At 71.7% G+C, this 24207-nt stretch carries 24 protein-coding genes and 2 tRNA genes; 21 read left to right on the top strand and 5 right to left on the bottom strand.

From position 1 onward, the window contains the following. The first annotated feature begins 39 nt into the window (after positions 1–39). From IF17_RS0108070 to IF17_RS0108035, 8 genes are all read left to right on the top strand, one after another. On the top strand, positions 40–2169 hold the full coding sequence (locus tag IF17_RS0108070) for a hypothetical protein (protein WP_030563619.1): 2130 nt from the start codon (positions 40–42) through the stop codon (positions 2167–2169). 158 nt (positions 2170–2327) lie between these two features. Beyond that, positions 2328–3569, top strand: coding sequence for a glycosyltransferase family 2 protein (locus IF17_RS0108065; RefSeq protein WP_030563617.1), 1242 nt, complete (start codon positions 2328–2330; stop codon positions 3567–3569). A gap of 176 nt (positions 3570–3745) precedes the next feature. Next, the gene (locus IF17_RS0108060) at positions 3746–6511 is read left to right on the top strand and encodes a CDP-glycerol glycerophosphotransferase family protein (protein WP_030563615.1); all 2766 of its coding nucleotides are present in this window, start codon (positions 3746–3748) and stop codon (positions 6509–6511) included. 230 nt (positions 6512–6741) lie between these two features. Next, a complete protein-coding gene (gene proB / locus IF17_RS0108055; protein ID WP_030563613.1) occupies positions 6742–7860 on the top strand; it encodes a glutamate 5-kinase in 1119 nt (372 codons plus the stop codon). Positions 7861–7987: 127 nt separating this feature from the next. Next, on the top strand, positions 7988–8479 hold the full coding sequence (locus IF17_RS0108050) for a hypothetical protein (RefSeq protein WP_030563611.1): 492 nt from the start codon (positions 7988–7990) through the stop codon (positions 8477–8479). 130 nt (positions 8480–8609) lie between these two features. After that, positions 8610–9893, top strand: coding sequence for a glutamate-5-semialdehyde dehydrogenase (locus tag IF17_RS0108045; RefSeq protein WP_030563610.1), 1284 nt, complete (start codon positions 8610–8612; stop codon positions 9891–9893). A 146-nt stretch (positions 9894–10039) separates the two neighbouring features. Next, positions 10040–10603 carry an SCO2584 family spore wall biosynthesis protein gene (locus tag IF17_RS0108040; RefSeq protein WP_030563609.1) on the top strand — a complete coding sequence of 188 codons (564 nt, stop codon included), beginning with the start codon at positions 10040–10042 and terminating at the stop codon, positions 10601–10603. A 233-nt stretch (positions 10604–10836) separates the two neighbouring features. Further along, positions 10837–12024 carry an SCO2583 family membrane protein gene (locus IF17_RS0108035; RefSeq protein WP_032771797.1) on the top strand — a complete coding sequence of 396 codons (1188 nt, stop codon included), beginning with the start codon at positions 10837–10839 and terminating at the stop codon, positions 12022–12024. On the opposite strand, the gene IF17_RS0108030 is transcribed toward IF17_RS0108035, so the two are convergent. Further along, entirely contained in the window at positions 11924–13078 is a 1155-nt protein-coding gene (locus IF17_RS0108030; protein WP_030563607.1) for a M48 family metallopeptidase, read from the bottom strand. The two genes, IF17_RS0108035 and IF17_RS0108030, sit on opposite strands and share 101 nt — an antisense overlap. Positions 13079–13190: 112 nt before the next feature. Between IF17_RS0108030 and IF17_RS1000000139220 the strand changes: the two genes are divergently transcribed. The 7 genes from IF17_RS1000000139220 (at position 13191) to IF17_RS0107995 (ending at position 17440) form a co-directional block, all read left to right on the top strand. Beyond that, positions 13191–13343, top strand: coding sequence for a hypothetical protein (locus tag IF17_RS1000000139220; protein WP_032771796.1), 153 nt, complete (start codon positions 13191–13193; stop codon positions 13341–13343). 84 nt (positions 13344–13427) lie between these two features. Beyond that, a complete protein-coding gene (locus tag IF17_RS1000000139215; protein ID WP_018511513.1) occupies positions 13428–13589 on the top strand; it encodes a hypothetical protein in 162 nt (53 codons plus the stop codon). Between the two features lie 38 nt (positions 13590–13627). After that, positions 13628–14245 carry a nicotinate-nucleotide adenylyltransferase gene (nadD, locus tag IF17_RS0108015; RefSeq protein ID WP_030563606.1) on the top strand — a complete coding sequence of 206 codons (618 nt, stop codon included), beginning with the start codon at positions 13628–13630 and terminating at the stop codon, positions 14243–14245. A 19-nt stretch (positions 14246–14264) separates the two neighbouring features. Next, positions 14265–16073: an LCP family protein gene (locus tag IF17_RS0108010; RefSeq protein WP_030563605.1), complete on the top strand. Its 1809-nt coding sequence runs from the start codon at positions 14265–14267 to the stop codon at positions 16071–16073. A gap of 74 nt (positions 16074–16147) precedes the next feature. Next, a complete protein-coding gene (rsfS, locus tag IF17_RS0108005) occupies positions 16148–16579 on the top strand; it encodes a ribosome silencing factor (RefSeq protein ID WP_030563602.1) in 432 nt (143 codons plus the stop codon). After that, positions 16576–17229, top strand: coding sequence for a histidine phosphatase family protein (locus IF17_RS0108000; protein WP_030563600.1), 654 nt, complete (start codon positions 16576–16578; stop codon positions 17227–17229). The genes rsfS and IF17_RS0108000 overlap by 4 nt, the downstream gene beginning before the upstream one ends. A gap of 138 nt (positions 17230–17367) precedes the next feature. Next, positions 17368–17440, top strand: a tRNA-Ala gene (locus tag IF17_RS0107995). 47 nt (positions 17441–17487) lie between these two features. Here IF17_RS0107995 and IF17_RS0107990 read toward each other — a convergent pair. Then, a complete protein-coding gene (locus tag IF17_RS0107990; RefSeq protein ID WP_030563598.1) occupies positions 17488–17991 on the bottom strand; it encodes a winged helix-turn-helix transcriptional regulator in 504 nt (167 codons plus the stop codon). A 73-nt stretch (positions 17992–18064) separates the two neighbouring features. Between IF17_RS0107990 and IF17_RS0107985 the strand changes: the two genes are divergently transcribed. Then, positions 18065–18847 (top strand): oxidoreductase, encoded by a 783-nt coding sequence (locus IF17_RS0107985; protein WP_244890440.1) that lies wholly within the window; start codon positions 18065–18067, stop codon positions 18845–18847. A gap of 55 nt (positions 18848–18902) precedes the next feature. Then, positions 18903–19259 carry a nuclear transport factor 2 family protein gene (locus IF17_RS0107980; RefSeq protein ID WP_030563593.1) on the top strand — a complete coding sequence of 119 codons (357 nt, stop codon included), beginning with the start codon at positions 18903–18905 and terminating at the stop codon, positions 19257–19259. 34 nt (positions 19260–19293) lie between these two features. Here the strand turns inward: IF17_RS0107980 and IF17_RS0107975 are convergent, their stop codons facing one another. Continuing rightward, on the bottom strand, positions 19294–19680 hold the full coding sequence (locus tag IF17_RS0107975) for a nuclear transport factor 2 family protein (RefSeq protein WP_018511521.1): 387 nt from the start codon (positions 19678–19680) through the stop codon (positions 19294–19296). 102 nt (positions 19681–19782) lie between these two features. Here IF17_RS0107975 and IF17_RS0107970 point away from each other — a divergent pair, with 102 nt between their 5' ends. From IF17_RS0107970 to IF17_RS0107960, 4 genes are all read left to right on the top strand, one after another. Then, complete coding sequence (locus tag IF17_RS0107970) at positions 19783–20160, top strand: winged helix-turn-helix transcriptional regulator (RefSeq protein WP_030563591.1); 378 nt, start codon at positions 19783–19785, stop codon at positions 20158–20160. A gap of 106 nt (positions 20161–20266) precedes the next feature. Then, positions 20267–20455 carry a hypothetical protein gene (locus tag IF17_RS1000000139635; RefSeq protein WP_078615826.1) on the top strand — a complete coding sequence of 63 codons (189 nt, stop codon included), beginning with the start codon at positions 20267–20269 and terminating at the stop codon, positions 20453–20455. Between the two features lie 3 nt (positions 20456–20458). Next, positions 20459–20692, top strand: coding sequence for a hypothetical protein (locus IF17_RS0107965; RefSeq protein ID WP_015608461.1), 234 nt, complete (start codon positions 20459–20461; stop codon positions 20690–20692). 159 nt (positions 20693–20851) lie between these two features. After that, positions 20852–20924 (top strand) — tRNA-Ala (locus IF17_RS0107960). A gap of 66 nt (positions 20925–20990) precedes the next feature. Here the strand turns inward: IF17_RS0107960 and IF17_RS0107955 are convergent. Beyond that, positions 20991–22568, bottom strand: a complete 1578-nt coding sequence (locus tag IF17_RS0107955) for an NADH-quinone oxidoreductase subunit NuoF family protein (protein ID WP_030563588.1) — start codon at positions 22566–22568, stop codon at positions 20991–20993. Beyond that, on the bottom strand, positions 22565–24181 hold the full coding sequence (locus IF17_RS0107950; RefSeq protein WP_030563587.1) for a ferric reductase-like transmembrane domain-containing protein: 1617 nt from the start codon (positions 24179–24181) through the stop codon (positions 22565–22567). Before IF17_RS0107950 ends, IF17_RS0107955 begins: the two co-directional genes overlap by 4 nt. Positions 24182–24207: the final 26 nt, after the last annotated feature.

The raw sequence follows: 24207 nt of genomic DNA, 5'->3' as shown, positions 1-24207 counted from the left end.
GCGGCAGCGTTGCTGATGGGGCTGGGATACCCCTGCGTCATGCTCGCCGCGCTCCTTCCGAACATCTGGTTCTTCGCGGCGACCGCGGCTGTCACCTATGCCGCGGACTGGTATCTGCACCAGCGGGGGAGCTATCTGATCAACCGGCTCGGCAAGGTGCGGGCCGGACTGTCCATCCGCTTCCTGCTGCGCCAGCTCATGCTCGTCCTGCTGCTGGCCCGGATGGGCCTCGCCGAGGAGCCGCTCTTCTACACGGCGGTCGCCTGCTTCCTGATCTTCTACGGCCTGCAGGCCCCGCAGGGCGCGGTGACCACCCTGATCCGGCTGCGCCGCACCATGCCGGTCGTCACCCGCAACGTGGACCTGCACTCCGTACGCATCCCCGACGCCCCGCCGGGTGCGCTGCTGCGCCGCTCCGGCGAGAAGATGCTGCACCTCGACATCGCGGCGATGGCCGGCATCCTGATCGCCGCCGGGACCGGTGAGGACCGGGTCGGCTTCGTCGGTGCCGCGCTCACCCTGCTGCTCGGCTTCCTCTACGTCGTGGCCCTCATCCCGTACCTGCGGCGCAGCCGTCTGGTGCCCCCGGCCGGCACCGTGCTCAAGGCCGTCGACACCTGGCTGCGCGAGTACCAGCCGACCGTGGTGCTCTACTTCTCCGGCTCCAACGAGTCCGCCTACCAGGGCAACATGTGGCTGGACACGATGGCCCGTGTGGAGGGCCGCCCGCTGATCGTCATGCGCGAGCGCAACCTGGTCCCGCAGCTGGCCGAGACCTCCGTCCCGGTGCTCTGCGTCCCGGCGGGCACGCACCTGATGAACCTGGACCTCTCCTCCGCCCGGGTCTGCCTGTATCCGGCCAACGTCGGCAAGAACATCCACATCCTGCGCGTGCCGACCATGAAGCACGTCTTCATCGGCCACGGCGACAGCGACAAGCTCGCCAGCGTCAACCCGTACTCCAAGGTCTACGACGAGGTCTGGACGGCCGGCCGGGCCGGCCGGGACCGCTACGCGCTGGCCGACGTGGGCGTCCGGGACGAGGACATCGTCGAGGTGGGCCGCCCGCAGCTGGAGCCCATCAAGAGCTGGACGGGCGAGGTCCGGAACCCCATCCCGACCGTGCTGTACGCCCCCACCTGGGAGGGCTGGGACGACAACCCCGGCAACACCTCCCTGCTCCTGGCGGGCGAGAACATCGTGCGCCGGCTCCTCGCCGCCGACGACCCGGTCCGGATCATCTACAAGCCGCACCCCTTCACCGGCATCCGCAGCCGCCAGGCCAAGGCCGTCGACGCGAAGATCCGGGCGATGCTGGGGAAGGCGGCCGCCGAGCGCGCCGCCGAGCCCCGCTGGGCGGCGGAGGCCGAGCGTACGGCCGCCGAGCGGAGCGCCGCCCAGGCCGAGCTGGTCCGGATCAACGCCCGCCTCACGGAACTGGCGGCCGTCGGCCGGGCCGGCGGCGACGAGGCGGAGGAGTCGCGGGTCTCGCTCGCCGACCCCGCCCGTGAGGCGGATGCGGCGCAGCTGCGGGCCGCGTGGAACGAGGCCTACTGGCGCTCCTTCGGCTGGTGGGAGCACCGCACGGTGGTGGGCGCGGAGCCCAAGCTGTACGACTGCTTCAACGAGTCCGACGCCATGGTCTCGGACATCTCCAGCGTGGTCTCCGACTTCATCGCGAGCGGCAAGCCGTACGCGGTCACCGACTCCGCGGCGCTCGGGGCCGAGGAGTTCAAGCGGCAGAACACCGCCGTACGGGCCGCCGTCATCCTGTCCAACAGCGCCGAGGAGCTCGACGAGCTGCTGGCCGCCGTCGCCGACCCGGCGGCCGACGCGCTGGCCGGGGCGCGCCGCGAGCTGAAGTCCTACCTCCTGGGCCCGGACGAGCCGACCTCCATGGAGCAGTTCAACGCCGCCGTACGGGCGCTCGCCGCCAAGGCCGAGGCCCGCAACGCCGGGGTCGCCCAGCGGCTCGGCGATCAGGTCATCGCCGTCCCGGACCGCGAGGGCGCTCCCGGCGACAGCGCCGTCACGGGTGAGCCGGAGGCGCCTGCCGAGGCCGGTGCCGTGGCGGACCCGGACGCGGTGGGCGTCTCCGCGGTGGCGCCGGAGACCGCGGTGGAGGCGGCGGCGGAGACCGCGGTCACCGAAGGGGCCTCGCCGCGCTGAGGCGTTCGTCGGCCGGACTGGCCGAAAGGGATGCAACCCTGACAGCGACCCGTACGTCTCCCTGAGGGAGGGATGTACGGGTCGTTCGGCGTGTCGGTGCATAGCAGGTGCATAGTCGGATAATCCACCTTCTTTCGTGATGGAATCGACGGGTGCATATGGCCGACATGCCCAGGACGAACCACGAGCCCGATGTCAGTGTGATCATCGGAGCGTATGACGCGATGCCCTACCTGGTCCGCTGCCTGGAGTCCGTGGAGGCGCAGACGATCGGCGCCGGACGCCTGGAGATCGTCGCGGTCGACGACGGCTCCACCGACGGCACCGGCGCCTGTCTGGAGGAGTTCGCCGCCCGCACGGCGATCCCCATGCGCGTCGTCCGGCAGCCCAACTCCGGCGGCCCCAGCGGCCCGCGGAACCTCGGCCTGAAGCTCGCCCGCGGCCGGTACGTCTTCTTCCTCGACGCCGACGACTACTTCGGCGAGGAAGCCCTGGAGCGCATGGTCGCCATGGGGGACCGGGCGGGCACCGACGTGGTGCTCGGAAAGATCGTCGGCGTCAACCGCGGTGCCGCCAAGTCGATGTGGAAAGAGACGCTCGACCACGTCGACCTCTATGAGTCCAACATCAAATTCACGCTGAGCGCGCAGAAACTGTTCCGGCGCGACCTCCTCGTACGGCTCGGCATGCGCTTCGACGAGAAGCTGAAGACGGGCGAGGACGCCCTGTTCACCATGGAGGCGTACCTCCGCGGCAACGGGGTCTCCGTCGTCGCCGACTACACCTGCTACTACCTGGTGGGCCGCGAGGACGGCAACCAGATGACCAAGAAGGGCGACCACCGGCGCCGCTTCGACTCGGCCCGCGCCCTCATGGAGCTCATCGCCGGCCTGGTGCCCCCCGGTCCGCGCCGGGATTCACTGATGGTGCGTCCGTTCGTCATCACGCTGCTGCCCCAGTTCGGACCCGGACTGGTGAATCAGTCCGACGCCGTACGCCGGGAGAAGGCGGCCCTCGCCGCCCCCCTGATGGACGCCTACTGGACCCCGGAGGTCGGCCGCCGGCTCAAGGTCCACGAGCGGCTTCGGCTCACCGCCCTTGCCCGGGGGCGGCTCGACCTGCTGCTCGACATCGCGGCCTTCCTGCGGGACAAGAAGGAGCCCGAGGTGGTCCGCGAGGGCGACCGCATCCTGCTCGCGTACCCGCACTTCGCCAAGGCGGGCAAGCGATCCGTGCTGCCGAGGCGCGCCTACGAGGTGACCGTCACCGAACGGGTCGGCGGCCGGCGGATCGAGCCGCCGCAGCCCAAGCCACGTGTCTCCCTCGCCCGGCGTGTGGTCCGCAAGGCCCGCCGTACGGTGCTCGGCGCCCGGCGCGCACCCCGCGCGCACCGCGTCTGACCGGACGGGGTTCCAGGGCCCCCGCGCCGTCCGCGCGGGGGTCGAACGACCCGTTCGTGTGATTGGCGTCACGTCAATCGGGGGTGTATCCATGAGACCGCTGTTGGCGTCTCCCTCACACCCCGTCTTCCAGGGGTTCACCCTCTGTACGTCCATCCCCGGAAAGGCACTCCTCCGTGGCGTCCCCCGAAGCGATCCCTGAAGAGCTCAGCCGGCTCATGAAGTACTTCCCGGAGACCCCGGCCGAGGAGCGCCCCGCTTTCCACAGCGCGGCCAAGGACTTCCTGGACAGAGCCGCCCCCAAGATCGTCCGGCAGTTCTCGCCGATGGCCCGGGTCAAGTGGCACCTGGCGGCCAGCGGACGCGGCGAGGAACTGGCGGAACTCCTCCACTACGAACGGGAGAACCCCGGCGCCTTCTCCGTGAAGGGCCTGCGGCGGGCCCGGATCGAGCTGCCCGGCATCGAGAGCTCCTCGCTGCCGTCCTCGGTGCGCAACTTCAACCGCAGCGAACTCCCCGTACGCGGCAAGCTCCTGGACCTCGCCTGGCAGGACGGCAAGCTCCTCGTCAAGGGCTATGCCTACATCCCCAACGTCCCCTCCGCCACCGGCAGACGCTCCCTGCGCGTCGCCGTGCTGCGCCGCCAGGGCAGCAGCCGCTCCACCCTCCCGCTGCGCCTGCGCACGGTCGAGGAGCCCCGCGCCACGGCCGAGGCCAAGGGCGCCCTCCACACTTACGACTGGTCGGGCTTCGAACTCGGCATCGACCCCGGTCGGCTGCGGGTGCGCGGCCGGTGGCAGTCCGGCACCTGGCGCCTGGGCATCGGCATCCCGCGCCCCGGCGGCATGTCCGTGGGCAGCGTCACCAAGAACAGCGCGGGCGCCGCCGGACACAGCCTCACCCGCTTCCTGGACGACGGAGTCCGGCTCGTCGCCGGCTTCGACCGCAACCGCCTCAAGCTCACCGTGGACGTCGTCCCCGCCGAGATCGACGCGCAGGAGGCCGACGGCGACACCCTCACCGTCACCCTCCGCTCCCGGGTGACCGCCCCCGCCGCCGAGGTCCCCATCGCGCTGCGCATCGACCACGAGCCGAGCGGCTTCACCACCGACCTGCCGCTCCGTCAGGCCGGCACCGGCGACGACGGCTGGTTCCGCCACACCGCCGAGCTGCCCCTCGCCGCCCTCCCCGCCGACGGCATCGCCCCCGGCACCTCCCGCAAGTACCGCACGCTCATCGTCTTCGCCGACGGCACCACCCGCCGCGCCACCAACGGCGAGAGACTGCGCACCGGCGTCCACCCGCTCCCCGACGGACGCGAGCTGGCGATCCTCACCGACGGCGCCGGGAACTTCACCCCCCAACTGCGCACCGTCCAGCCGGTCGTCGACACCGTCGAGTGGAGCGCCGACGGCGAACTGGTGCTCTCCGGCACCTACACCGGCCCGGCCGAGCGCATGAAGATGGTCCTGCGCCACACCGGCCGCAACGAGGACCGCCCGCTGCCCGCCGAGTTCGCCGACGGCCGCTTCACCGCCCGTTTGCGCCCGGACACCATGCCCACCTACGAGGGCACCGTGCCGCTGCGCGCCGGACGCTGGATGCCCCGGCTGCGCCTGCGCACCGAGTGGGACCACACCCGCGACCTCCCGGTCACGCTCCGCCCCGACCTCGTCTCCCTGCTGCCGCTCTCCCACCGGGGCGAGCACTGCACGTTCACCGTGGAGCGCGTCGACTTCGACCGGATCTTCGTCGAGTCAGGACCCGTCCTCGGCCCCGAGCTGCGCGGCGCCTACCGCCAGCGCCTCATGCGCGACGTCCACACCCCCGAGCAGCGCAAGCTGCCGCTGCGCGAGGCCGTGCTCTACAACAGCTTCGGCGGCAAGCAGTTCTCCGACTCGCCCCGCGCCGTCTACGAGGAGCTCAAGCGCCGCGGCACCGAGGTCGAGCACATCGCGATGGTCCACGACCAGCAGGTCGTCCTGCCGCCCGGCGTACGCGGCGTGGAGTGGGGCAGCCAGGAGTGGTACGAGGCGCTGGCCCGCAGCCGGTACGTCGTCACCAACGGTGGCATCCGCGAGTGGTTCGTCCGCCGCGAGGGCCAGGTCGTCGTGCAGACCTGGCACGGCACCCCGCTCAAGCGCATCGGCGCCGACCTCCTCGGCACCCCGAAGGCGAACCTGGCCTACATCGCGAGCCTCCCGCAACGCTCGCGCCAGTACAGCCTGTTCATCACACCGAACGCCTTCACCACCCCGATCATGACCCACGCCTTCCGCCTCGACTGCGAGGTGCTGGAGGCGGGCTACCCGCGCAACGACGTCTTCCACGCCCCCGACCGCGCCGAACGCGCCGAGGCCGTACGGGAGAAGCTCGGGATCCCCGCGGACAAGAAGGTCGTGCTGTACGCCCCCACCTGGCGCGACGACCAGCGCTACGGCGGCCGCCGCTTCAAGCTGGACAACCGGATCGACGTCGAGGCCGCGCGGCGCGAGCTCGGCGAGGACCACGTACTGCTCTACCGCAAGCACCACAAGGTCCTCGACTCCATCCCCGGCGCCGGACAGGGCTTCGTCCACGACGTCACGTACTACCCGGACATCGCCGACCTCTACCTGATCGCCGACGTACTGATCACGGACTACTCCTCGGTGCTGTTCGACTTCGCCCACTCCGGGCGGCCGATGCTCTTCTTCACGTACGACCTGGAGCACTACCGCGACACCCTGCGCGGCTTCTACTTCGACTTCACCTCCCGCGCCCCCGGACCGCTGATCAAGACCTCCGAGGACCTGGTCGACGCCATTCGGAACATCGACGCGGTGAGCGAGGAGTACCAGGAGAAGTACGCCCGGTTCCGGGCCGACTTCTGCGAGCCCTCCGACGGGCGCGCCGCCGCCCGCGTGGTGGACCGGATGCTCGCCATCGGGGACGCGCCTTAGGCCGTGTCCACCGGGCGAAACCGGCAGGCAGCGGGGGCGGCCGCTCGCGTACTGTGCGTGCCGGGGGCTGCACGCGCGCCCCTCACCGGACACCGGGGCGATCCAGAGCGAGGAAGCACGTGGCAGAGCAGAGGCCGTCGGACCGTACGGCGGCGGACGGCACGGCGTCGGGACACGGACTTCAGGACCGTACGGTGCCGGGGCGCGGGCCGTCCGGCCGGGCGGCGGCCGTGACCGGCGCCCGCAGGATCGTCGTCAAGGTCGGCTCCTCCTCGCTCACCACCGCCTCCGGCGGCCTCGACGCCGACCGGGTCGACGCCCTCGTCGACGTCCTGGCCAAGGTCAGGGACGGCGGCGAACGCGAGGTCGTCCTCGTCTCCAGCGGTGCCATCGCCGCCGGACTCGCCCCGCTCGGCCTGGTCCGCCGGCCCAAGGACCTGGCCCGCCAGCAGGCCGCCGCCAGCGTCGGCCAAGGGCTCCTGGTGGCCCGCTACACCGCCTCCTTCGCGCGGTACGGCGTCCGCGTCGGCCAGGTGCTCCTCACCGCCGACGACACCAGCCGCCGCGCCCACTACCGCAACGCCTACAGCACCCTGGACCAGCTCCTGGAGATGGGCGCCGTCCCCGTCGTCAACGAGAACGACACCGTCGCCACCGACGAGATCCGCTTCGGCGACAACGACCGGCTCGCCGCCCTCGTCGCCCACCTCGTCCACGCCGACCTCCTCGTCCTCCTCTCCGACGTCGACGGCCTCTACGACGGCCCGCCCGGCACACCCGGCGCCTCCCGGATCGCCGAGGTCACGGGCCCCGACGACCTGGCCGGCGTCACCATCGGCAGCGCCGGCAAGGCGGGCGTGGGCACCGGCGGCATGGTCACCAAGGTCGAGGCCGCCCGCATCGCCACCGCCGCCGGCGTCCCCGTCGTCCTCACCTCCGCCAGCCGGGCCGCCGACGCCCTCGCGGGCCGCGACACCGGCACGTACTTCCACCGCACCGGCCGCCGCTCCGCCGACCGGCTCCTCTGGCTCGCCCACGCCTCCACCCCGCAGGGCGCGCTCACCCTGGACGACGGCGCCGTACGGGCCGTAGTGGAGCGCCGCACCTCGCTGCTGCCTGCCGGGATCTCCGCCGTCGAGGGCGAGTTCAGCGCCGGCGATCCGGTGGAGCTGCGCGACCTGCGCGGCACCCCGGTCGCCCGTGGGCTCGTCAACTTCGACGCGAAGGAGATCCCCCAGCTGCTCGGCCGCTCCACCCGCGACCTCGCCCGTGAACTCGGACCCGCCTACGAACGTGAGGTCGTACACAGGGACGATCTCGTCGTCCTCACGCCACGCCGTACCCCCTGAATCGGCTGAAAGTCCCGCCATCGGGCAGGGACCTTTACCAAAACCGCCCCACACCAGGCCGTGGACTGGTCCACTTTGTAGCGGGGAAACAGGGGTCCGCACAGCAACACATCACAGGAGGCCGCCGGTGAGACGAGCGCGCCCGGGGGCGTCGCCCCGAGGCACGGGCAGCCGCGCCCTGACGAGTGTCGGAGCGGGGGCTGATTTCGACCGGAACCCGCCCCTGGGAGGCACCGCCGAACAGGAGCCGGTGACGGCGGAACAGGAGGACCGCCCGCAGTCGAAGCTGTGGCACATCACCCTCAGCGTCTCGGGGACCGAGATTCCGCTGGCGGAGGTCAGACGCGGCCTGGAACAGCTCGCGCACGACCACCCCTTCCTGCTGACCAGCCGTTATGCGGGCGACCACGCGGAGATCCGCTACTGGGAAGAGGCCCGCGACCTGCACGACGCGGCCGCGGTCGCCCTGCGACTGTGGGGCGAACACCGCTCCAGCGCCCAGCTGCCCCCGTGGAAGATCGTCGGCCTCGAAGTCATCGACCGCGAGACGTACCACCAGCGCATCGCCGAGGGGTACGGACCGCCGCCCGCCGCCCCCGTCGGCGTACACCCCTACTGAACCGCCGCACGGCGAGGCGTCCGCCCCTCGGGTCGGCAGTCTCGCGGCGAGGTGTCCGTCCTTCGGGTCGGGCGTCTCGCATCACGGGATACGTGCCGTATGCCCGCAGAGCGCGCATTACTCTGCGGGCATGACCACGCTCTCGCCCTACGACAACCTGTCCCCGGTCGCGCAGACCGCCTACCGGGCCCGCGCCGCCGCCGCAGATATCGCGCCACTTCCGCGCGCTGCCAAGGACGACGCGCTGCTGGCCATCGCCGACGCCCTCGAAGTACGCACCGCCGAGATCGTCGAGGCCAACGCGCAGGACGTGGAGCGGGCCCGCGAGGCCGGTACGAGCGAGGGCATCATCGACCGGCTCACCCTCACCCCGGAGCGCATCCGCGCCATCGCCGCCGACGTACGGGACGTGGCCGCGCTGCCCGACCCGGTCGGCGAGGTCGTGCGCGGCTCGACCCTGCCCAACGGCATCGACCTGCGCCAGGTCCGCGTCCCCCTCGGTGTGGTCGGCATCATCTACGAGGCCCGCCCCAACGTCACCGTGGACGCCGCCGCCCTCTGCCTGAAGTCCGGCAACGCGGTCCTGCTGCGCGGCTCCTCCTCCGCCTACGCCTCCAACACCGCCCTGGTCCGGGTCCTGCGCGACGCGGTCGGCGGCTCGGGCCTCCCCGCCGACGCGGTGCAGCTCGTCCCCGGCGAGAGCCGCGAATCCGTACGGGAGCTGATGCGGGCCCGCGGCCTGGTCGACGTCCTCATCCCGCGCGGCGGCGCATCCCTGATCCGTACGGTCGTCGAGGAGTCCACGGTCCCCGTCATCGAGACCGGCACCGGCAACTGCCATGTCTACGTCGACGCGGAGACCGACCTGACCATGGCCGTCGACATCCTGATCAACTCCAAGGCCCAGCGCCCCAGCGTCTGCAACTCCGCCGAGACCCTCCTCGTCCACAAGGACGTCGCCGACGCCTTCCTGCCGCTCGCCCTGGACGCGCTGGCCGAGGCCGGGGTGACCGTCCACGGCGACGAGCAGGTCCTCGCCCACGCCGAGGGGACCAAGGCCGCCGTGGTCGCGGCGACGACGGAGGACTGGGAGACCGAGTACCTCTCGTACGACATCGCCGCCGCGGTCGTGGACTCCCTGGACGCGGCGGTCGCCCACATCCGCCTCTGGTCCTCCGGCCACACCGAGGCCATCGTGACCACCTCGCAGGCGGCCGCCCGCCGGTTCACCCAGCTGGTCGACTCGACCACGGTCGCCGTCAACGCCTCCACCCGCTTCACGGACGGCGGGCAGTTCGGCTTCGGCGCCGAGATCGGCATTTCCACCCAGAAGCTGCACGCCCGCGGCCCGATGGGGCTGCCGGAGCTGACCTCGACGAAGTACATCGTCACGGGCGACGGCCACACCCGGTAGCGGCGCCCCTGACCGTACGCCGGGCCGGGCACACCGCCCGGCGTACGCGCACGGGTCAAGGACCGGCCGCATGTTCCCCATCTCGCCCACCGGACGGCTTTCCGGAGCACCTGCCCAAAAGGTCCCGGCCCGGCTACGCTGATTCCGTGCCGGACGACGTGGGGGGCAAGCCGTTCCCGGACGGCTGGGAGCCCGACGACGACCGCGGGGGCGCGGACGAGGACTTCGCCTCCGTGGTGTTCGACGAGGACTTCGTCCGGGCCGCCGTCGTCCATGAACCCACCGCCGTGGAGCGCCTCCTGGCCGCCGCCGAGGCCCGCGCGCAGGCGGACGCCGCCCGGGCCCGCCGCAGCCGCCGCCCCACGGACGGCGAATACGGCTCCTACGGCCGATCCAGGGCCCATCACGACCCCCAGGACCTCGACTACGACCCCGACGGTGACGACGACGCCGGACCCGGCTCCTACGGGCCGGGCGGCTACCGCGGCGCCGCCCGCTGGCACCGCCCGGTCGCCTGGCTGCTGGCCCTGGTGATGGGCGTCGGGATGGTCGCCCTCGCCTTCTCCGCCGTCTACCGGGGCGCCTCGGCCAACCGCCAGGACCCGGCGCCGCCGCCCGTGACCAGCGGCGTGGACCAGCCCGGGGCGATTCCGCCGGCCGCCGTGGAGCACTCCCGCCCGACGGTCTCCGCCACACCCTCCGCTCCCTGAGCGGCCCCGCGCCCGTCCCCGCACCGGGTCGACGGCCCGTCCGTCACCCGTACGGCGGTGGCCCCGGCAGCCACTTCCCGCCGCTCTCCGCGTTTACGTCACCGCTGATCGACCTACTCTGAAGATGTGACCCCTCGCTTCCCGGGGGGCTTCTCGCTGCCGGACGGCCGGCGGCCGAAGCAGACCGTTGCGCGCCGAGCAAAATGGTGGTGCGGAGATGCGGGAGAGACGTCATGACAGGCCGCTCAGAACCGCCGAACGGCCCGCCCGAGAACCCCGAGGGCGGCGAGGACGAGTACCGCTCTCTCGTCTTCGACGAATCGTTCATCCGCAGTGCCCGCATGCAGGAGTTCTCGGCCCAGGAGCGGATGGGCGAGCACGCCCGCGCCGTGCGCACGCTGCCGGAGCCGGTGCCCCCGGCCGGCCACGGCTCCCGGGCCGCCATCGTGCTGGTCGTCCTCATCGCCCTGGCCTTCGCCACGGCCGTCTACATCGGCTTCCGCAACCCCTATCCGCAGCCCGTCACCCGGCGGGCCGAACCGCTGCGGACCACCGTGGTGCCGCTGGCCCCGCGCGGCTCCGTCCCCGCCGGATCACCCGAGCGGCTCTACCGGTCCGCCCCCGTCTCCGGCTTCCGGGTCGGCGCGGCGGGCATCAACTTCCCCTCCGTACGGCGCACGCAGAACTTCTCGGACAGCCAGATCACCACCGCCCTCGCCATCGTCAAGGACTACCTGGTGGAGTCCTCGCTCAACCCGGACGTCCTCACCGGCCAGATCCGCCGGCCCGTCGAGCAGCTTCTGGACCCGGACCAGCGGGGCCAGTTCGAACGGTCCATGAGCAGCCCCGCCGACGACGGGCTCCACGCCGCCACCGGCTGGCTGGTGCGCTTCGACCCGGCCCAGGTGGAGCTCGCGGACACCCAGGCCCGGGTCCAGGGAACCCTCGCCTACGCGGAGGACGGGGCGGGCACCCTGGAGGTTGTCGCGGACCACACCTTCACCTACGCCCTGCGCCCTGCCACAGGCCCCCGGAAGGAGGACGGCGCCTCGCTCTTCACCGTCCGCCGCGAGCTGACCTTCCGCTTCGACCGGGAGGACCTGCGGCTGCACCGGCTGGAGCTGCGCACCGCCCACGTACAGGCCGGGCCGCAGTCCTGCTCGTCCGGCGCGACGGGGACGCTGCGCCCGCTCCTGGCGGGGGAGCGGGCGGACGACCGGGGTCCCGCGGCCACCGACCCGTACGCCCCGGGCCGGCCCGCGGCGGCACTCTGCGGGACCCTGGCGCCGCTCGGCCCCCCTGCCGCCGCCCCCGCGGCCCCTACGCCTTCCGGGGCCCCTCCTCAGGACCCTCGGTCCCCTCAGAGCCCGCAGTCCCCCCTGGACCCGCAGTCCCTCCGGGAGTTCCGCCCCCGTCCGTAGCGGTCGGGCCCGCCCCGCCCTTGGCGGCCCCACCACCGCCGGTGAACTTGTCGCGCAGCTTGCCGCCCAGGTCCCCGGCGCCCCCGGCGATGTCACCGACCAGCTTCATCAGCGGGTCCTTGCTGGTGCGCACCGTGTCGGCGTAGTGCGAGGCCGACTCCCGGAAGGAGTCCGACACGGAGGCGTCCTTGTCCTCGTCGCGCCGGGGGTAGTGGCCGTCCATGATCCGCTGGAAGTCGCGGGTCTCCGACCACTTCTTCAGCTCGGCGGCCCGCACCGTGGTGAAGGGGTGCGTCCGGGGCAGGACATTCATGATCTTGAGGACCGAGTCCCGCAGGTCCCCGCCCTTCTCGTACTCGTCGGCCTGGGCGAGGAAGGCGTCCACGTTCATCTCGTGGAGGTGGTTGCCGCCGGCGATCTTCATCAGCCCGCGCATCGAGGCCTGGATGTCCTGGCCCACCAGCAGCCCGGCCCGGTCGGCGGAGAGCTCCGACTTGCGGAACCACTCGCGCAGCGCCGTCACTATGGCCATGATCGCCACGTTCCCCAGCGGGATCCAGGCGACCTTCACGGCCAGGTTGGTCAGGAAGAGCAGTATCGTCCGGTACACCGAGTGACCGGAGAGCGCGTGGCCCACCTCGTGGCCCACCACCGCCCGCATCTCCTCCTCGTCGAGCAGCTCGACCAGGCCGGTGGTGACCACGATGATCGGCTCGTCCAGACCGATACACATGGCGTTGGGCTGCGGATCCTGCTTGACGTACATCGGCGGGACCTTCTCCAGGTCCAGGATGTAACACGCGTCGCGCAGCATGTCGTTGAGGTGGGCGAACTGCGCTTCGCTCACCCGGACGGAGTCGGAGAGGAAGAGCAGCCGCAGGCTCCGCTCCGGGAGCAGCCCGCTGAGCGCCTTGAACACGGTGTCGAAACCGGTGAGCCGGCGCAGGGCCACCAGGGCCGAGCGGTCCGCCGGGTGCTCGTAGGCCCGGGAGGAAATCCCGGGGAATCGCCTGCGTGCCCTGCTCGGCACGTTCTCGTGACTGCTGTCGGTCATGGGTGGCCCCCTGTTCGTACGAGACGTCGCTCGTCCCCCGGACAAAAGCCAGCGTATGCGCTGGCGCTACGGTGTGCGGGGGGCTGTGGACAACTATGAGGAGCGCCCCGAAATGCCGCATACCGCCATCACTCTCGCCGCCGCGTCCAGCCATCAGGGACCGGGAGCCACCCTTCGGATCGTGCTGCTGGCCTCGATCGTCGGAGCGGCGCTGCTCGCCTGGTTCCTGCTGCGTGGTTACGGCAACAACGATGACAACGACTGAGTCGGCGTGAGCGTGCCCAGGGCGCCCGCATACGATGTGCCCGACGTCTTCCTTCCGACTCACGATCGATAGGTCCTGCCGAAGATGAGCCTCACGAGCACCGCACACGAGCTGGTCACCCTCGCCTCCGGAGGCGAGGGCGGCGGCAACCACGAAAGCCTCAACCCCTACCTCGTCGGAGGCCTGGCCTTCCTCGCGCTGATGTTCCTGCTGTGGATCACCACCCGCTTCAACCGCGACCGCTGAGTCAGAGGCGTACAGCTGTGCCAGTAGGCTCTGCACGCATGGGAGAGCAGGAAGTGCCTACCGGCCCCGGAAAGCGCCGGATCGGCGTCATGGGCGGGACGTTTGACCCGATTCATCATGGACACCTGGTGGCGGCCAGTGAAGTGGCCGCCCAGTTCCATCTCGACGAGGTCGTGTTCGTCCCGACCGGGCAGCCGTGGCAGAAGAGCCACAAGACGGTCTCCCCGGCCGAGGACCGCTACCTGATGACGGTCATCGCCACCGCGTCCAACCCGCAGTTCTCGGTCAGCCGCAGTGACATCGACCGTGGCGGACCGACGTACACCATCGATACGCTGCGGGACCTGCGCGAGGTCCACGGCGACGCGGACCTCTTCTTCATCACCGGCGCCGACGCGCTCTCCCAGATCCTCACCTGGCGCGACGCGGAGGAGCTGTTCTCGCTCTCCCACTTCATCGGCGTGACCCGGCCGGGTCATGTGCTCACGGACGACGGACTCCCCGAGGGCGGTGTTTCCCTCGTGGAGGTGCCCGCGCTGGCGATCTCGTCCACGGACTGCCGTGAGAGGGTCGCGCAGGGGGAGCCGGTCTGGTACCTGGTGCCGGACGGTGTGGTCCGCTACATCGACAAGCGCCAGCTGTACCGCGGCGACTGAGCCACGGAGAGGGGCACCGGTGAACGACCGACAGAACCCGTACGGCCACGACCCGTACTACCAGCAGCCGCAGATCATCGGCTACGACGAGTACGGGCAGCCGGTGTACCAGCAGCAAGGGCAGCAGGGCGGACAGCAGTACGACCCCTACGCCGCCCAGCAGGGACAGGGCAAGGGGCAGAGCCAGGCCCAGGACACGGGGTACGGATACGACCCGTACGGCCAGGCCCAGCAGCCCCAGGCCTATGACCCTTACGCGGGGCAGCAGCACCCCCAGCAGGACCAGGGCGGCCAAGGCACCGACCAGGGCTACGGGCAGAGCCAGAGCCAGAGCCAGGGGCAGGGCTACGGCTACGGGGGCTACACCGACTACGGCTACACCACCGGTCAGCAGCCCGCCGCCGTCGACACCGGCCAGTGGAACATCCCGCAGCAGGCAGCCGCCCCCGCACCGGAGCAGGCGCAGCAGCACGCCCCGCAGCCGGCCGCGCGGCCCACACGTGAGCAGACCCCCGAGCCGGAGCCGGCGGCCGATGCGGACCCCGCCGTTCCCGGGCAGCGCGCCCCCGCGCCGGACTACCGCACCGAACAGTTCTCGTTCATCGAGGAGCCCGACGAGGACTCCGAAGACGTCATCGACTGGCTGAAGTTCACCGAGAGCCGCAGCGAGCGGCGCGAGGAAGCGCGGCGCAAGGGCCGCAACCGGATGATCGCCCTGATCGTCGTCGCCGTGCTCGTGGTCGTCGGCGGGGTCGGGTACCTCTGGTCCGCCGACATGCTCCCCGGCCTCTCCGGCAAGGAGGAGAAGAAGTCGGTCGCCGTCGGCGCGCAGCAGCGCGACGTGATCGTGGTGCACCTGCACAACACCAAGAAGGGCGGCACGTCGACCGCACTGCTCGTCGACAACGCCACCACCAAGCAGGGCACCACCGTCCTCCTGCCGAACACCCTCGCCGTCGCCGGTGACGACGGAGCCACCACCACGCTGGGCAAGTCCGTCGACGACGACGGCAGGACCGGCACCAGGGAGTCGATCGAGACCCTTCTCGGCACCAGGATCAGCGGCACCTGGCGGCTGGACACCCCGTACCTGGAGATCCTCGTCGAGCAGGTCGGCAACATCGAGATGGACACCGACATCGATGTGCCCGACGCCAAGAAGGGCGCCGCGCCCCTGGTGAGGAAGGGGGAGGCGCAGACGCTCAGCGGCCCGATGGCCGTCGCGTACGCCACCTACCTCGCGCCCGGGGAGGCCGAGGCCAAGCAGTTGACGCGGTTCGGGGACGTCATGCGCGCGGTGCTGCGCAAGATCTCGGAGGACCCCAAGGCCGCGACCGTGACCGTGGAGACGCTGGCGCAGGTCCTGGACCCGTCGCTGCCCGAGAAGGATCTCGGCGCCTCGCTGGCCAAGCTGGCCTCGCGGGCCAAGGTCGGCGACTACAAGACGGCGATGCTGCCGGTCCAGGACGACGGCACCCTCACCGACGCGGCCACCCGGAGTGTCGTCAAGGACATCCTCGGCGGCACGGTGAAGGCTCCCGAGGAGGGCGCGCCCCTGAGGGTCGCCGTCCGCAACGCCACCGGGGACACCGGCGCCGGGGAATCCGCCCGGATCACGCTGGTCAACGGCGGTTACGCGTTCGTGGACAGCGGCAAGGCCGAGACCGCGGCCGAGTCCGTGGTGCTGTACCGCGGCGCCGGGGACAAGGAGAAGGCCACGGAGGTCGCCAAGACCCTCGGGCTGCCCGCCGGTGCCGTGAAGAAGGGCGAGCCGGCCGCGAACGCGGACGTGTCCGCCGTGCTGGGGCAGGACTACAAGAGCAAGTAATCGTCGGCGGGAGGGGTTGTCGGCGGTCCGTGAGACCCTAGAGGTTGCATCCGACCGCCGACGAAAGCCTGCATGTGACCGCCACGGACCGCTCCATCGAGCTCATCAACGCCGCCGCTCAGGCGGCCGCCGACCGGCTCGCGCACGACATCATCGCCTACGACGTCAGCGATGTGCTGTCGATCACCGACGCCTTCCTGCTGGCCTCGGCCCCCAACGACCGCCAGGTCAAGTCGATCGTCGACGAGATCGAGGAGCAGCTGCAGAAGCAGCTCGGCGCCAAGCCGGTGCGCCGTGAGGGCGACCGCGACGCCCGCTGGATCCTCCTCGACTACGTCGACATCGTCATCCACGTCCAGCACAGCGAGGAGCGCGTCTTCTACGCGCTGGAGCGCCTGTGGAAGGACTGCCCGGAGATCGCCCTCCCCGAGGACGCGATCAAGACCCGCGGCAAGGCCGAGGAGCACGCCCAGCTCAACGGCAGCACGGAAGGTGACCAGAGCTGAACGGCAGCCGCAGCGGCAGGGGCCGCAAGATCGTCCTCTGGCGTCACGGCCAGACCGCCTGGAACCTGGAGCGGCGCTTCCAGGGCTCCACGGACATCGAGCTCACCGAGGAGGGCGTCGGGCAGGCCCGCAGGGCCGCCCGGCTGCTCGCCTCGCTGAAGCCCGACGCCGTCGTCGCTTCCGACCTGGGGCGGGCGGCGGCCACGGCCGCCGAGCTCGCCGCCGTCACCGGCCTCACCGTGGCCCACGACGCCGCACTCCGTGAGACGTACGCGGGTGAATGGCAAGGCCTGACGCACGTGGAGATCGTCGAGCGGTACGGTGAGCAGTACGCCGCCTGGAAGCGCGGCGAGCCGGTGCGCAGGGGCGGCGGCGAGCTGGAGACCGAGGTCGCCGACCGGGCCGCACCGGTCGTCCTGGAGCACGCCGAGAAGCTGCCCGTCGACGGCACGCTCGTCGTGGTCAGCCACGGCGGCACGATCAGGACGACGATCGGCCGTCTCCTCGGCCTGGAGGCGCACCACTGGGAAGGGCTCGGCGGGCTGAGCAACTGCTGCTGGTCCGTCCTGGGCGAGGGCGCGCGCGGCTGGCGCCTGCTGGAGCACAACGCCGGCACGCTGCCGGAACCGGTGCTCGGCGACGACGACTAGGGCCCTTCCGGACCCTGTTCGCGGCCCGTCGCAGGGCCGTCCCCGGGCGGCCGCGGCCGGATTTCACTTTCCGGCAGGTCACAGGCTAAAGTTCTTCTTGTTCGCAGCGCGGAAACGCAGGGAAACACAGCGGACAGCGGGGCTATAGCTCAGTTGGTAGAGCGCCTGCATGGCATGCAGGAGGTCAGGAGTTCAATTCTCCTTAGCTCCACTCAAGACAGGTGAAGCCGGGCAGTTCATGATCTTCCTCGATGAGGATCACGAACCGCCCGGCTTTCCTCGTTCTCCCGCGTAGCGCGCCCGCATCTCCTCGCCCGCCGCCGGGCCCGACCGGAACGCGAAACGCGGGTCCGACACCGACAGGCCGGTGACCGGGTCGACCGTCACCGGCTCCACCTCGCGGCCGGTGACGGTGTCGACGAGCACCATCGCGCGCTCGGACGGCGCCAGCTGCTCGTTCCGCCACGCGGCCATCGCCACCAGGACCGGCCGCAGGGAGCGGCCGAAGTCGGTGAGCACGTACTCGTGCCGGACCGGACGCTCCTGGTAGACGCGCTTGGTCAGGATGCCGTTGTCGACGAGCGTCTTGAGCCGGGTGGTCAGCATGCTGGAGGACAGCCCGATGTTGGCCTCGAACTGGTCGAAGCGCGTGTATCCGTCGAAGCAGTCGTGCAGGAGCAGGACCGTCCACCACTCCCCGACGTACGACATCGCCGTCGACAGCGGGCACTCCCGGTCCTCGACCCGGACACGTGCAGGCATGCGCATTCCTCCTCGCTCGTCGTTCCGGTCAATGACTGCTAATCTAGCAGCCATGCTGACTGCGAAAATAGAAGTGACTGCATCCGACGTGGAGCGCGCCCCGTCGGTGCCGCGCGCGACGGTCACGGGCGGCACCCGGGGGACCGGTGCGGCGGTCGTTCGCCACCTGCGGGAAGCGGGCATGGACGTCACCGTTGTCGCCCGCGCGCCGGGTGAGGACGAGGCCGTACGTTTCGTCCCCGCCGACCTGGCCGACCCCGTGGCCGCCCGGGAGGCCGCCCGGCTCGTCCTCGCCGAGGGCGCGCCGGACGTGGTCGTCCACGTCGCGGGCGGGTCGCAGTCGCCGTCCGGAGGCTTCAGCGCACTGGGCGAGGCGGAGTGGGCACAGGAACTGGACCTGAACCTGCTGTCCGCGGTGCGCCTGGACCGCGAGCTGGTCCCGGCGATGATCGAGAAGGGCCGGGGCGTGATCATCCACGTGGCATCGATCCAGGCGCGCATGCCGTTGTGGGACGGCACCCTGGCGTACGCGGCGGCCAAAGCGGCTCTGCGTACCTACAGCAAGGGCCTGGCCGGGCAGCTCGCCCCGCACGGCATCCGCGTCAACACGGTCTCCCCGGGCGGCATTCGGACCGAAGCCGCGGACCAGCTCGTCGACCGTCTCGCCGAGCCGCTCGACGGGGACCGGGACGCCGCCTGGGATTCGCTGGGCGCCGCCCTGGGTGGCGTGCCGCTGGGCCGTTTCGCCACCCCGGACGAAGTCGCCGGCGTCATCGCGTTCCTGGCGTCGGACGGCGCGGCCAGCGTCCTCGGAGCCGAGATCGTCGTCGACGGCGGCACCGTACGCACCGTCTGACCGCGCCCCGCACCAGGTGCCCCCGGCCCGCCGACCCCTCGCAAAGGAGACCCTGATGAACGACACCTTCACCGCCTACGACCCCGCGACGCTGCCCGCGCCGGTGGTCGCCTACCTGGATGCGCACGACGAGAAGCGCTACGCCGACGTCGCGGCCCTGTTCGCGCCGGGCGCGACCGTCCTGGACGCCGGGAAGACCTATGAGGGCATCGAGGCGATCCGTGCCTGGAGCGAGAGGTCCTCGGCCGAGTACACCTACACCAGCACCCGAATCGGCCAGCGGACCGCCGACGGGAGCCAGGTGACCGTGCGGGTGCGGCTGGACGGGAACTTCCCCGGTGGCACGGTCGTCCTCCGCTACCGGTTCACGCTCCGTGCCGGGCTCATCGGCGACCTGGCGATCGAGGTCTAGGCGCGTGCCCGGCCAAGATCCGCCGGGCACGTGCCTAGCCCCAGAACCGGTCCTCGGCGGCCTGGTCCTCGCCGATCAGCCAGATCTCCGCGATCAGGTCGCCCTCGACGCGGAACACGTCCACCCCGTGCTGGTCGAGAGAGCCCGCGCCCTCCCGCTCGGCCGTGAACCGGACCGTCGTGGCCACCAGGTTGCCGCTCTCGGTTGCCGACTCGGTCTCCAGCGCGAACGTGCCACCGCTGAGCTCCATGAACCGGCCCAGGTGGGCCAGTACGGCCTCGGGCCCCACATGATCACCCGAGAGCTGGTTCGCGCCGGGCTGATGCCACACCACGTCCTTCGTCAGCGTGGCCGCCAGCGCCACCATGTCCCCGGCCGCCGCAGCCGCCCCGTACCGTCCCACCACGTCCATGGCCGACATGCTCTTTCTCCGCTTCTGTTCGACAGGCCTCGATAGGCTGAGGGCTCAGTGTGCCGACGGGGTGCCCGGTTACCTCAACGTCACCACGGAGGAGGGTCGCGCATGACACCGGAGTGGACCGTGTTCTCCGCCGAGTGCCCCTCACGCCGGTCGTTGGCGCGTATCGCGAACAAATGGACCGCGATGATCGTCGTCCTCCTCCACGAAGAACCCCTCCGCTTCGGCGAACTGCACCGTGCGGTCGAGGGCATCACCAAGAAGGTCCTCACCGATACGCTCCGGGCCCTGGAACGTGACGGCATGATCGACCGCGCCCTGCACCGTGACGGCCATGCCCGCTACGAGCTCACCGATCTCGGCCGCACGCTGCACGCCCCCTTGAGCGCGTTGCAGGTCTGGGCGGAGTCCCATGTCGAGGATGTTCTCGACGCACAGGACCGGTATGACGCCGCCGCCGATGCCCGGACCCTCGCGCCCTGAGGGCGGGAACCTTCCCCGGGAGGCGGCGAGCGGGCTGACCCTCTTGCGGGGCCATGGCAGAATCGGAGCGCCGGAGGGGGCGACGGACCGATCGGGAGGGAGCGCGATGCCTGCGAGTCGCGAATACGTCCCCGACCTGCCCCTTGTCGCCGCCTCGCCCCCCGGCCCCGTAACGTCCGAAGATCGATCCCGGCTCGGCTGTCCGTCCTGCGGTTCGTCCCACGTGGCCCAAGTGCTGGGCGACAACGGAGGGGTCTCCTACGTGTGCACGGCCTGCGGCCACAGCTGGAGCTGACTGATGGGTGCACACAGGCGTAAGTGCGACTGGTGCGGCAGCGGTACGCCCATTGTCAGGGACATGGACCCGATCAACCCGGAGTACCAGTACTGGTGCGAGGAATGCGCCCGGGCGCTGATCATAAAAGGCGACCCCATCGAGACCTACCGGGAGCTGGAGGGGGAGCCGATCTACGGGCGGCTCCTGGAGGAGCACTGCACCCTCAAGCGCTTCTACTCCTTCGCCACGGCGTGATCCTCCAGGAATCCTTCAGGCCTCTGACCTGCGGCTGACGGTTCAACCCTCGGGATAATCCGGGCATATGTGTGCGCACCGGAAACGATTTGGTGAAGCACCCGGGGGACCGTGTAATGTTCTCGATGTCGCCAGGGGAAACCGGGCGGCGGACAACAAGGGGCTATAGCTCAGTTGGTAGAGCGCCTGCATGGCATGCAGGAGGTCAGGAGTTCAATTCTCCTTAGCTCCACAAGTTCCAGACGAAGAAGCGGGCCACCCGGATCGGGTGGCCCGCTTCTTCGTTCGTGGTGCCTGGTCAGTCGCGTCCGCTGCCCAGGGCCCGCCGGGTGACGGCGGGCAGCGCGGGGCGCTGCTCGGCGGCCGGCTGCTCGATCCGGAGCGCCAGCGCGGGGCAGCGCCGTACGGCCCGCTGGGCGCGGCCGCGCAGATGCATCGGGACCGAGGCGTCCGCCACCGCCGGATAGCCGTCAGGGCCCAGCCTGATGAGCTCGGGGACGATGTCCGCGCAGAGGCCGTGGCCCTGGCAGAGCGTCCAGTCCACCGCCAGCTTCTCGCCGCTGGGGATCGACTCCTCCAGGTCCTGGTAGCCGGAGGCGGGCAGCGGCAGCACGCCGAGCGTCTCGCGCCCGCAGCCGCCGTCCAGGACATGGGCGGCGAGGTCGTCGGTGAACGCCGACAGCGTCGACATCAGGAACCGCGCCGAACCGTCCGGATGCTTGCACGCGCCCCGGCCCTTCACCGCCTGGGTCACCTCGCGCAGGGCCTCCAGCGCGGCGGGCCCGCCGCCGTTCAGCACGTCGGACAGCCCGCCCGCCGCCGCCGGAAGTCCCAGCTTGCACGGGCCGCACTGTCCGGCGGTCTCGGCGGCCAGCCAGTTCGCGATCCGGAGGGACTCGCCGAGCGGGCAGGTCTCCGGCCCGATCGGCAGGATCGCGCCCGCGCCGAGCGCGCCGCCGACGGTGGCCAGGGACTCGCGGGATATGACCGCGTTGTGGGAGGCGACCGCGTCGATCCAGTTGCCGTGATAGCCGCCGGTCAGGACCCCTTGGGGCAGCGGCGGCGCTCCGGCCAGCTGGAGGATGTACCGCAGCGGCACCCCGGTGGGCACCTCGATGACCATGGGCCGCGCCACGGCGCCGGAGACGGTGAGCAGGACGGTGCCGGGTTCGTTCGGCAGCCCGGTGTGCCCGTAACGGCGGGGGCCGATCCGGGCGGCGACGGCGAGCTGGGCGTACGTCTCCGCGTTCGACAGCAGCGTCGGAAACCCGCCGACCCCGGTCTCCGCCGCCCGCTCACGCCGGCCCGGGGGCATGGCGGGGCCGCCGTTGGCCGCGCGGATCACCGAGGACGCCTCGCCGGAGACCATGCGCTCCGGGGTGCGCACCACGCGGGCGCGCAACTGCTGGCCGCGCCGGTCGGAGAGGCCGCGCTCGGCCAGTGCCGCGCGTACGGAGACCTCGGTGGAGTTACGGGTGACGGCGACGACCAGCGTGCGCGCGCCGAGCGCCTCGGCGGCGAGCAGGGCGCCGTCCAGGATGAGGTGCGGGGCGCGGTTGAGCAGGACGGTGTCCTTGCGGCAGGCGGGCTCGCCCTCGCTCCCGTTGATCACGACGACGGGCCGCACCCCGCGCCGGATGGACGCCTTCGCCACGGCCCGCATCTTCTTCCCGAAGGGGAACCCGGCGCCGCCCCGCCCGCGCAGGGAGATCGCTTCGGCCAGCTCGGCCAGCCGCTCGCCGGTCATCGGTTCGAGGGGTCCGTGCACCTTCAGGTGCATGGCGAGGTCGAGCCGCTCCACCAGGTCGAAGCCGGTGGTCAGTTGCGGCAGGCCGACGACGCGGACCTCGGGAACGTCGGGGAGGGGGGCATTCACGGTCGGTCTCCTGCGGGTGCGTGCCACGGTTCTCCGGCCGGGGGCGCGGAGAACGGTCCGGCCGGCGGTTCTGCGCCGGTGCCGGGGGTGGGTGTGATGGGGACGGCTGGGGTGGGGACGGCTGTGTCGAAGGGCTCGGGCGCCGGAGCGGCCCGGTACGGGGTTTCGTAGGAGGCTCCGTAGGAAGGAGCGGGGGCACCGGGCATCGGAACGCTGCCGGTAGGGGCGTTGTCGAAGGAAATCGGGACGCTGTCGAAAGAAGACGTCGCGTCAGCTGTGCCGTACGCCGGGGTGCCGTAAGGGGACGTCGTGTAGAGCGGCGACGCGTACAGCGGCGGTTCCTGCGGGGGCGCGTAGGTGTGCTCGGCTCCTTGCGGGCCGTGGTGGGCCTGTGCGGGCGGGGCGGGGGAGGGGGCGGGCCACCTGGCGCCCGGTGGGCGGGTGGCGTCACCGGCCTGGGAGACGGCGCGGTATCCGGCCGATATCCCCGGCCCGCCCGACGCTCCGATCCCGGGACCTCCCGCCGACCCGATCCCCGGCCCGCCGGCCGGCCCCATCCCCGGCCCGCCCGCCGGTCCCATCCCGGGCCCGGCCCCCGGTCCGCCCACCGGGCCGTCGGCGAGCCGGTCGGAGCTGCGGGGCGGCGGTTCGTACGCCGGGGGCTGGACCCCGTACAGCAGTTCCGTCGGCGCCTCGTGCAGCGAGCCGGACAGCGGTACGGGTGGGGGCATCGGCGGGGGCAGCGGCGCCGACAGGGTGCGCGGGCGCACCGGAGTGCCCCGGACCTCCCGGTCCGGGGCACTCCACCCCTCGGGGTCCGCCGCGGGCGGCTCGCGGTCCCGGCCGGGCCCCCGCTCCGCGCCCGGCCGCGAGGACCCGCGCAGCACCGGGTCCGGCAGGTCGAGGTTCGCGTCCGGGCTCATCAGCGCGGTGATCCGGTCGGTGATCCGGCGCTTCGTCGGGCGGGGCAGCAGCCGCAGGCACAGGGCGCCGGCGACCGCGGTGAGGCAGAGGCTGTACATCACGACGACCCAGGTGGCGGGTGCCCGGCCCGCGTACAGGCCGTGGACCAGCGCGGCGCACCAGGCCGGATAGGCCAGGGCGTGCAGCGCACGCCACCGGCCCGCGATCCCGCCCGCCTCCCGAGGGGAACCCAGTGACTGTCCCAGCCGGGTGGCCGCGGGGGAGGGGTGGGCGAACGCGCTGCGCAGGGCGCCGGTCGCGGCCGTGACGACCATGAGCAGTCCGGCCAGCGAGCCGAAGCCGATCAGCCCCGCCGTACCCGTGACCCCGAGGCCGAAGGGTATGAGGGCGCCGATCAAGGACACATGGCCGAGGGCGATCTTCACGGTGCCGTGCAGCAGCAGGAAGCCGAGCGCGGCGATGGCCGTGGCCCGGTGGATGCCCTGGCAGATGATCCGCTGGCGGGTGGAGAGGAACAGCCGGTCGGTGGCCAGCAGGCCCCAGGCGACGGCCGCGCTGAGCGACACCAGCGACAGGACGCCGGTGGTGAAATCCAAGGTGGCGCGGAAGCTGTCGCTCCCCGCGACGGCGAGCAGAGGGACGAAAACCAGGGCGGTGACAGTCAGGCCGCCCTGTACAGGCCGACTCATTCCGGGGCTCATGCTGGGGGATACGC

Origin of the sequence: Streptomyces cyaneofuscatus (genome assembly GCF_000718135.1) — a bacterium.
Classification (GTDB): Bacteria; Actinomycetota; Actinomycetes; order Streptomycetales; family Streptomycetaceae; genus Streptomyces; species Streptomyces cyaneofuscatus.
Note: the sequence above shows the minus strand (reverse complement) of the source record. Positions and strands in the feature narration are given on the sequence as shown.

Excerpts from the sequence above, each read along its gene's own strand:
- IF17_RS0107965 (WP_015608461.1), top strand. The coding sequence starts at position 20,459 with ATGGGTGCACACAGGCGTAAGTGCGACTGGTGCGGCAGCGGTACGCCC.
- nadD (WP_030563606.1), top strand. The coding sequence starts at position 13,628 with ATGGGAGAGCAGGAAGTGCCTACCGGCCCCGGAAAGCGCCGGATCGGC.
- IF17_RS0107980 (WP_030563593.1), top strand. The coding sequence starts at position 18,903 with ATGAACGACACCTTCACCGCCTACGACCCCGCGACGCTGCCCGCGCCG.
- IF17_RS0107975 (WP_018511521.1), bottom strand. The coding sequence starts at position 19,680 with ATGTCGGCCATGGACGTGGTGGGACGGTACGGGGCGGCTGCGGCGGCC.
- IF17_RS0108035 (WP_032771797.1), top strand. The coding sequence starts at position 10,837 with ATGACAGGCCGCTCAGAACCGCCGAACGGCCCGCCCGAGAACCCCGAG.
- IF17_RS1000000139215 (WP_018511513.1), top strand. The coding sequence starts at position 13,428 with ATGAGCCTCACGAGCACCGCACACGAGCTGGTCACCCTCGCCTCCGGA.
- IF17_RS0107990 (WP_030563598.1), bottom strand. The coding sequence starts at position 17,991 with ATGCCTGCACGTGTCCGGGTCGAGGACCGGGAGTGCCCGCTGTCGACG.
- IF17_RS0108065 (WP_030563617.1), top strand. The coding sequence starts at position 2,328 with ATGGCCGACATGCCCAGGACGAACCACGAGCCCGATGTCAGTGTGATC.
- IF17_RS1000000139220 (WP_032771796.1), top strand. The coding sequence starts at position 13,191 with ATGCCGCATACCGCCATCACTCTCGCCGCCGCGTCCAGCCATCAGGGA.
- IF17_RS0108045 (WP_030563610.1), top strand. The coding sequence starts at position 8,610 with ATGACCACGCTCTCGCCCTACGACAACCTGTCCCCGGTCGCGCAGACC.
- IF17_RS0107970 (WP_030563591.1), top strand. The coding sequence starts at position 19,783 with ATGACACCGGAGTGGACCGTGTTCTCCGCCGAGTGCCCCTCACGCCGG.
- IF17_RS0107950 (WP_030563587.1), bottom strand. The coding sequence starts at position 24,181 with ATGAGTCGGCCTGTACAGGGCGGCCTGACTGTCACCGCCCTGGTTTTC.
- IF17_RS1000000139635 (WP_078615826.1), top strand. The coding sequence starts at position 20,267 with ATGCCTGCGAGTCGCGAATACGTCCCCGACCTGCCCCTTGTCGCCGCC.
- IF17_RS0108070 (WP_030563619.1), top strand. The coding sequence starts at position 40 with ATGCTCGCCGCGCTCCTTCCGAACATCTGGTTCTTCGCGGCGACCGCG.
- IF17_RS0108030 (WP_030563607.1), bottom strand. The coding sequence starts at position 13,078 with ATGACCGACAGCAGTCACGAGAACGTGCCGAGCAGGGCACGCAGGCGA.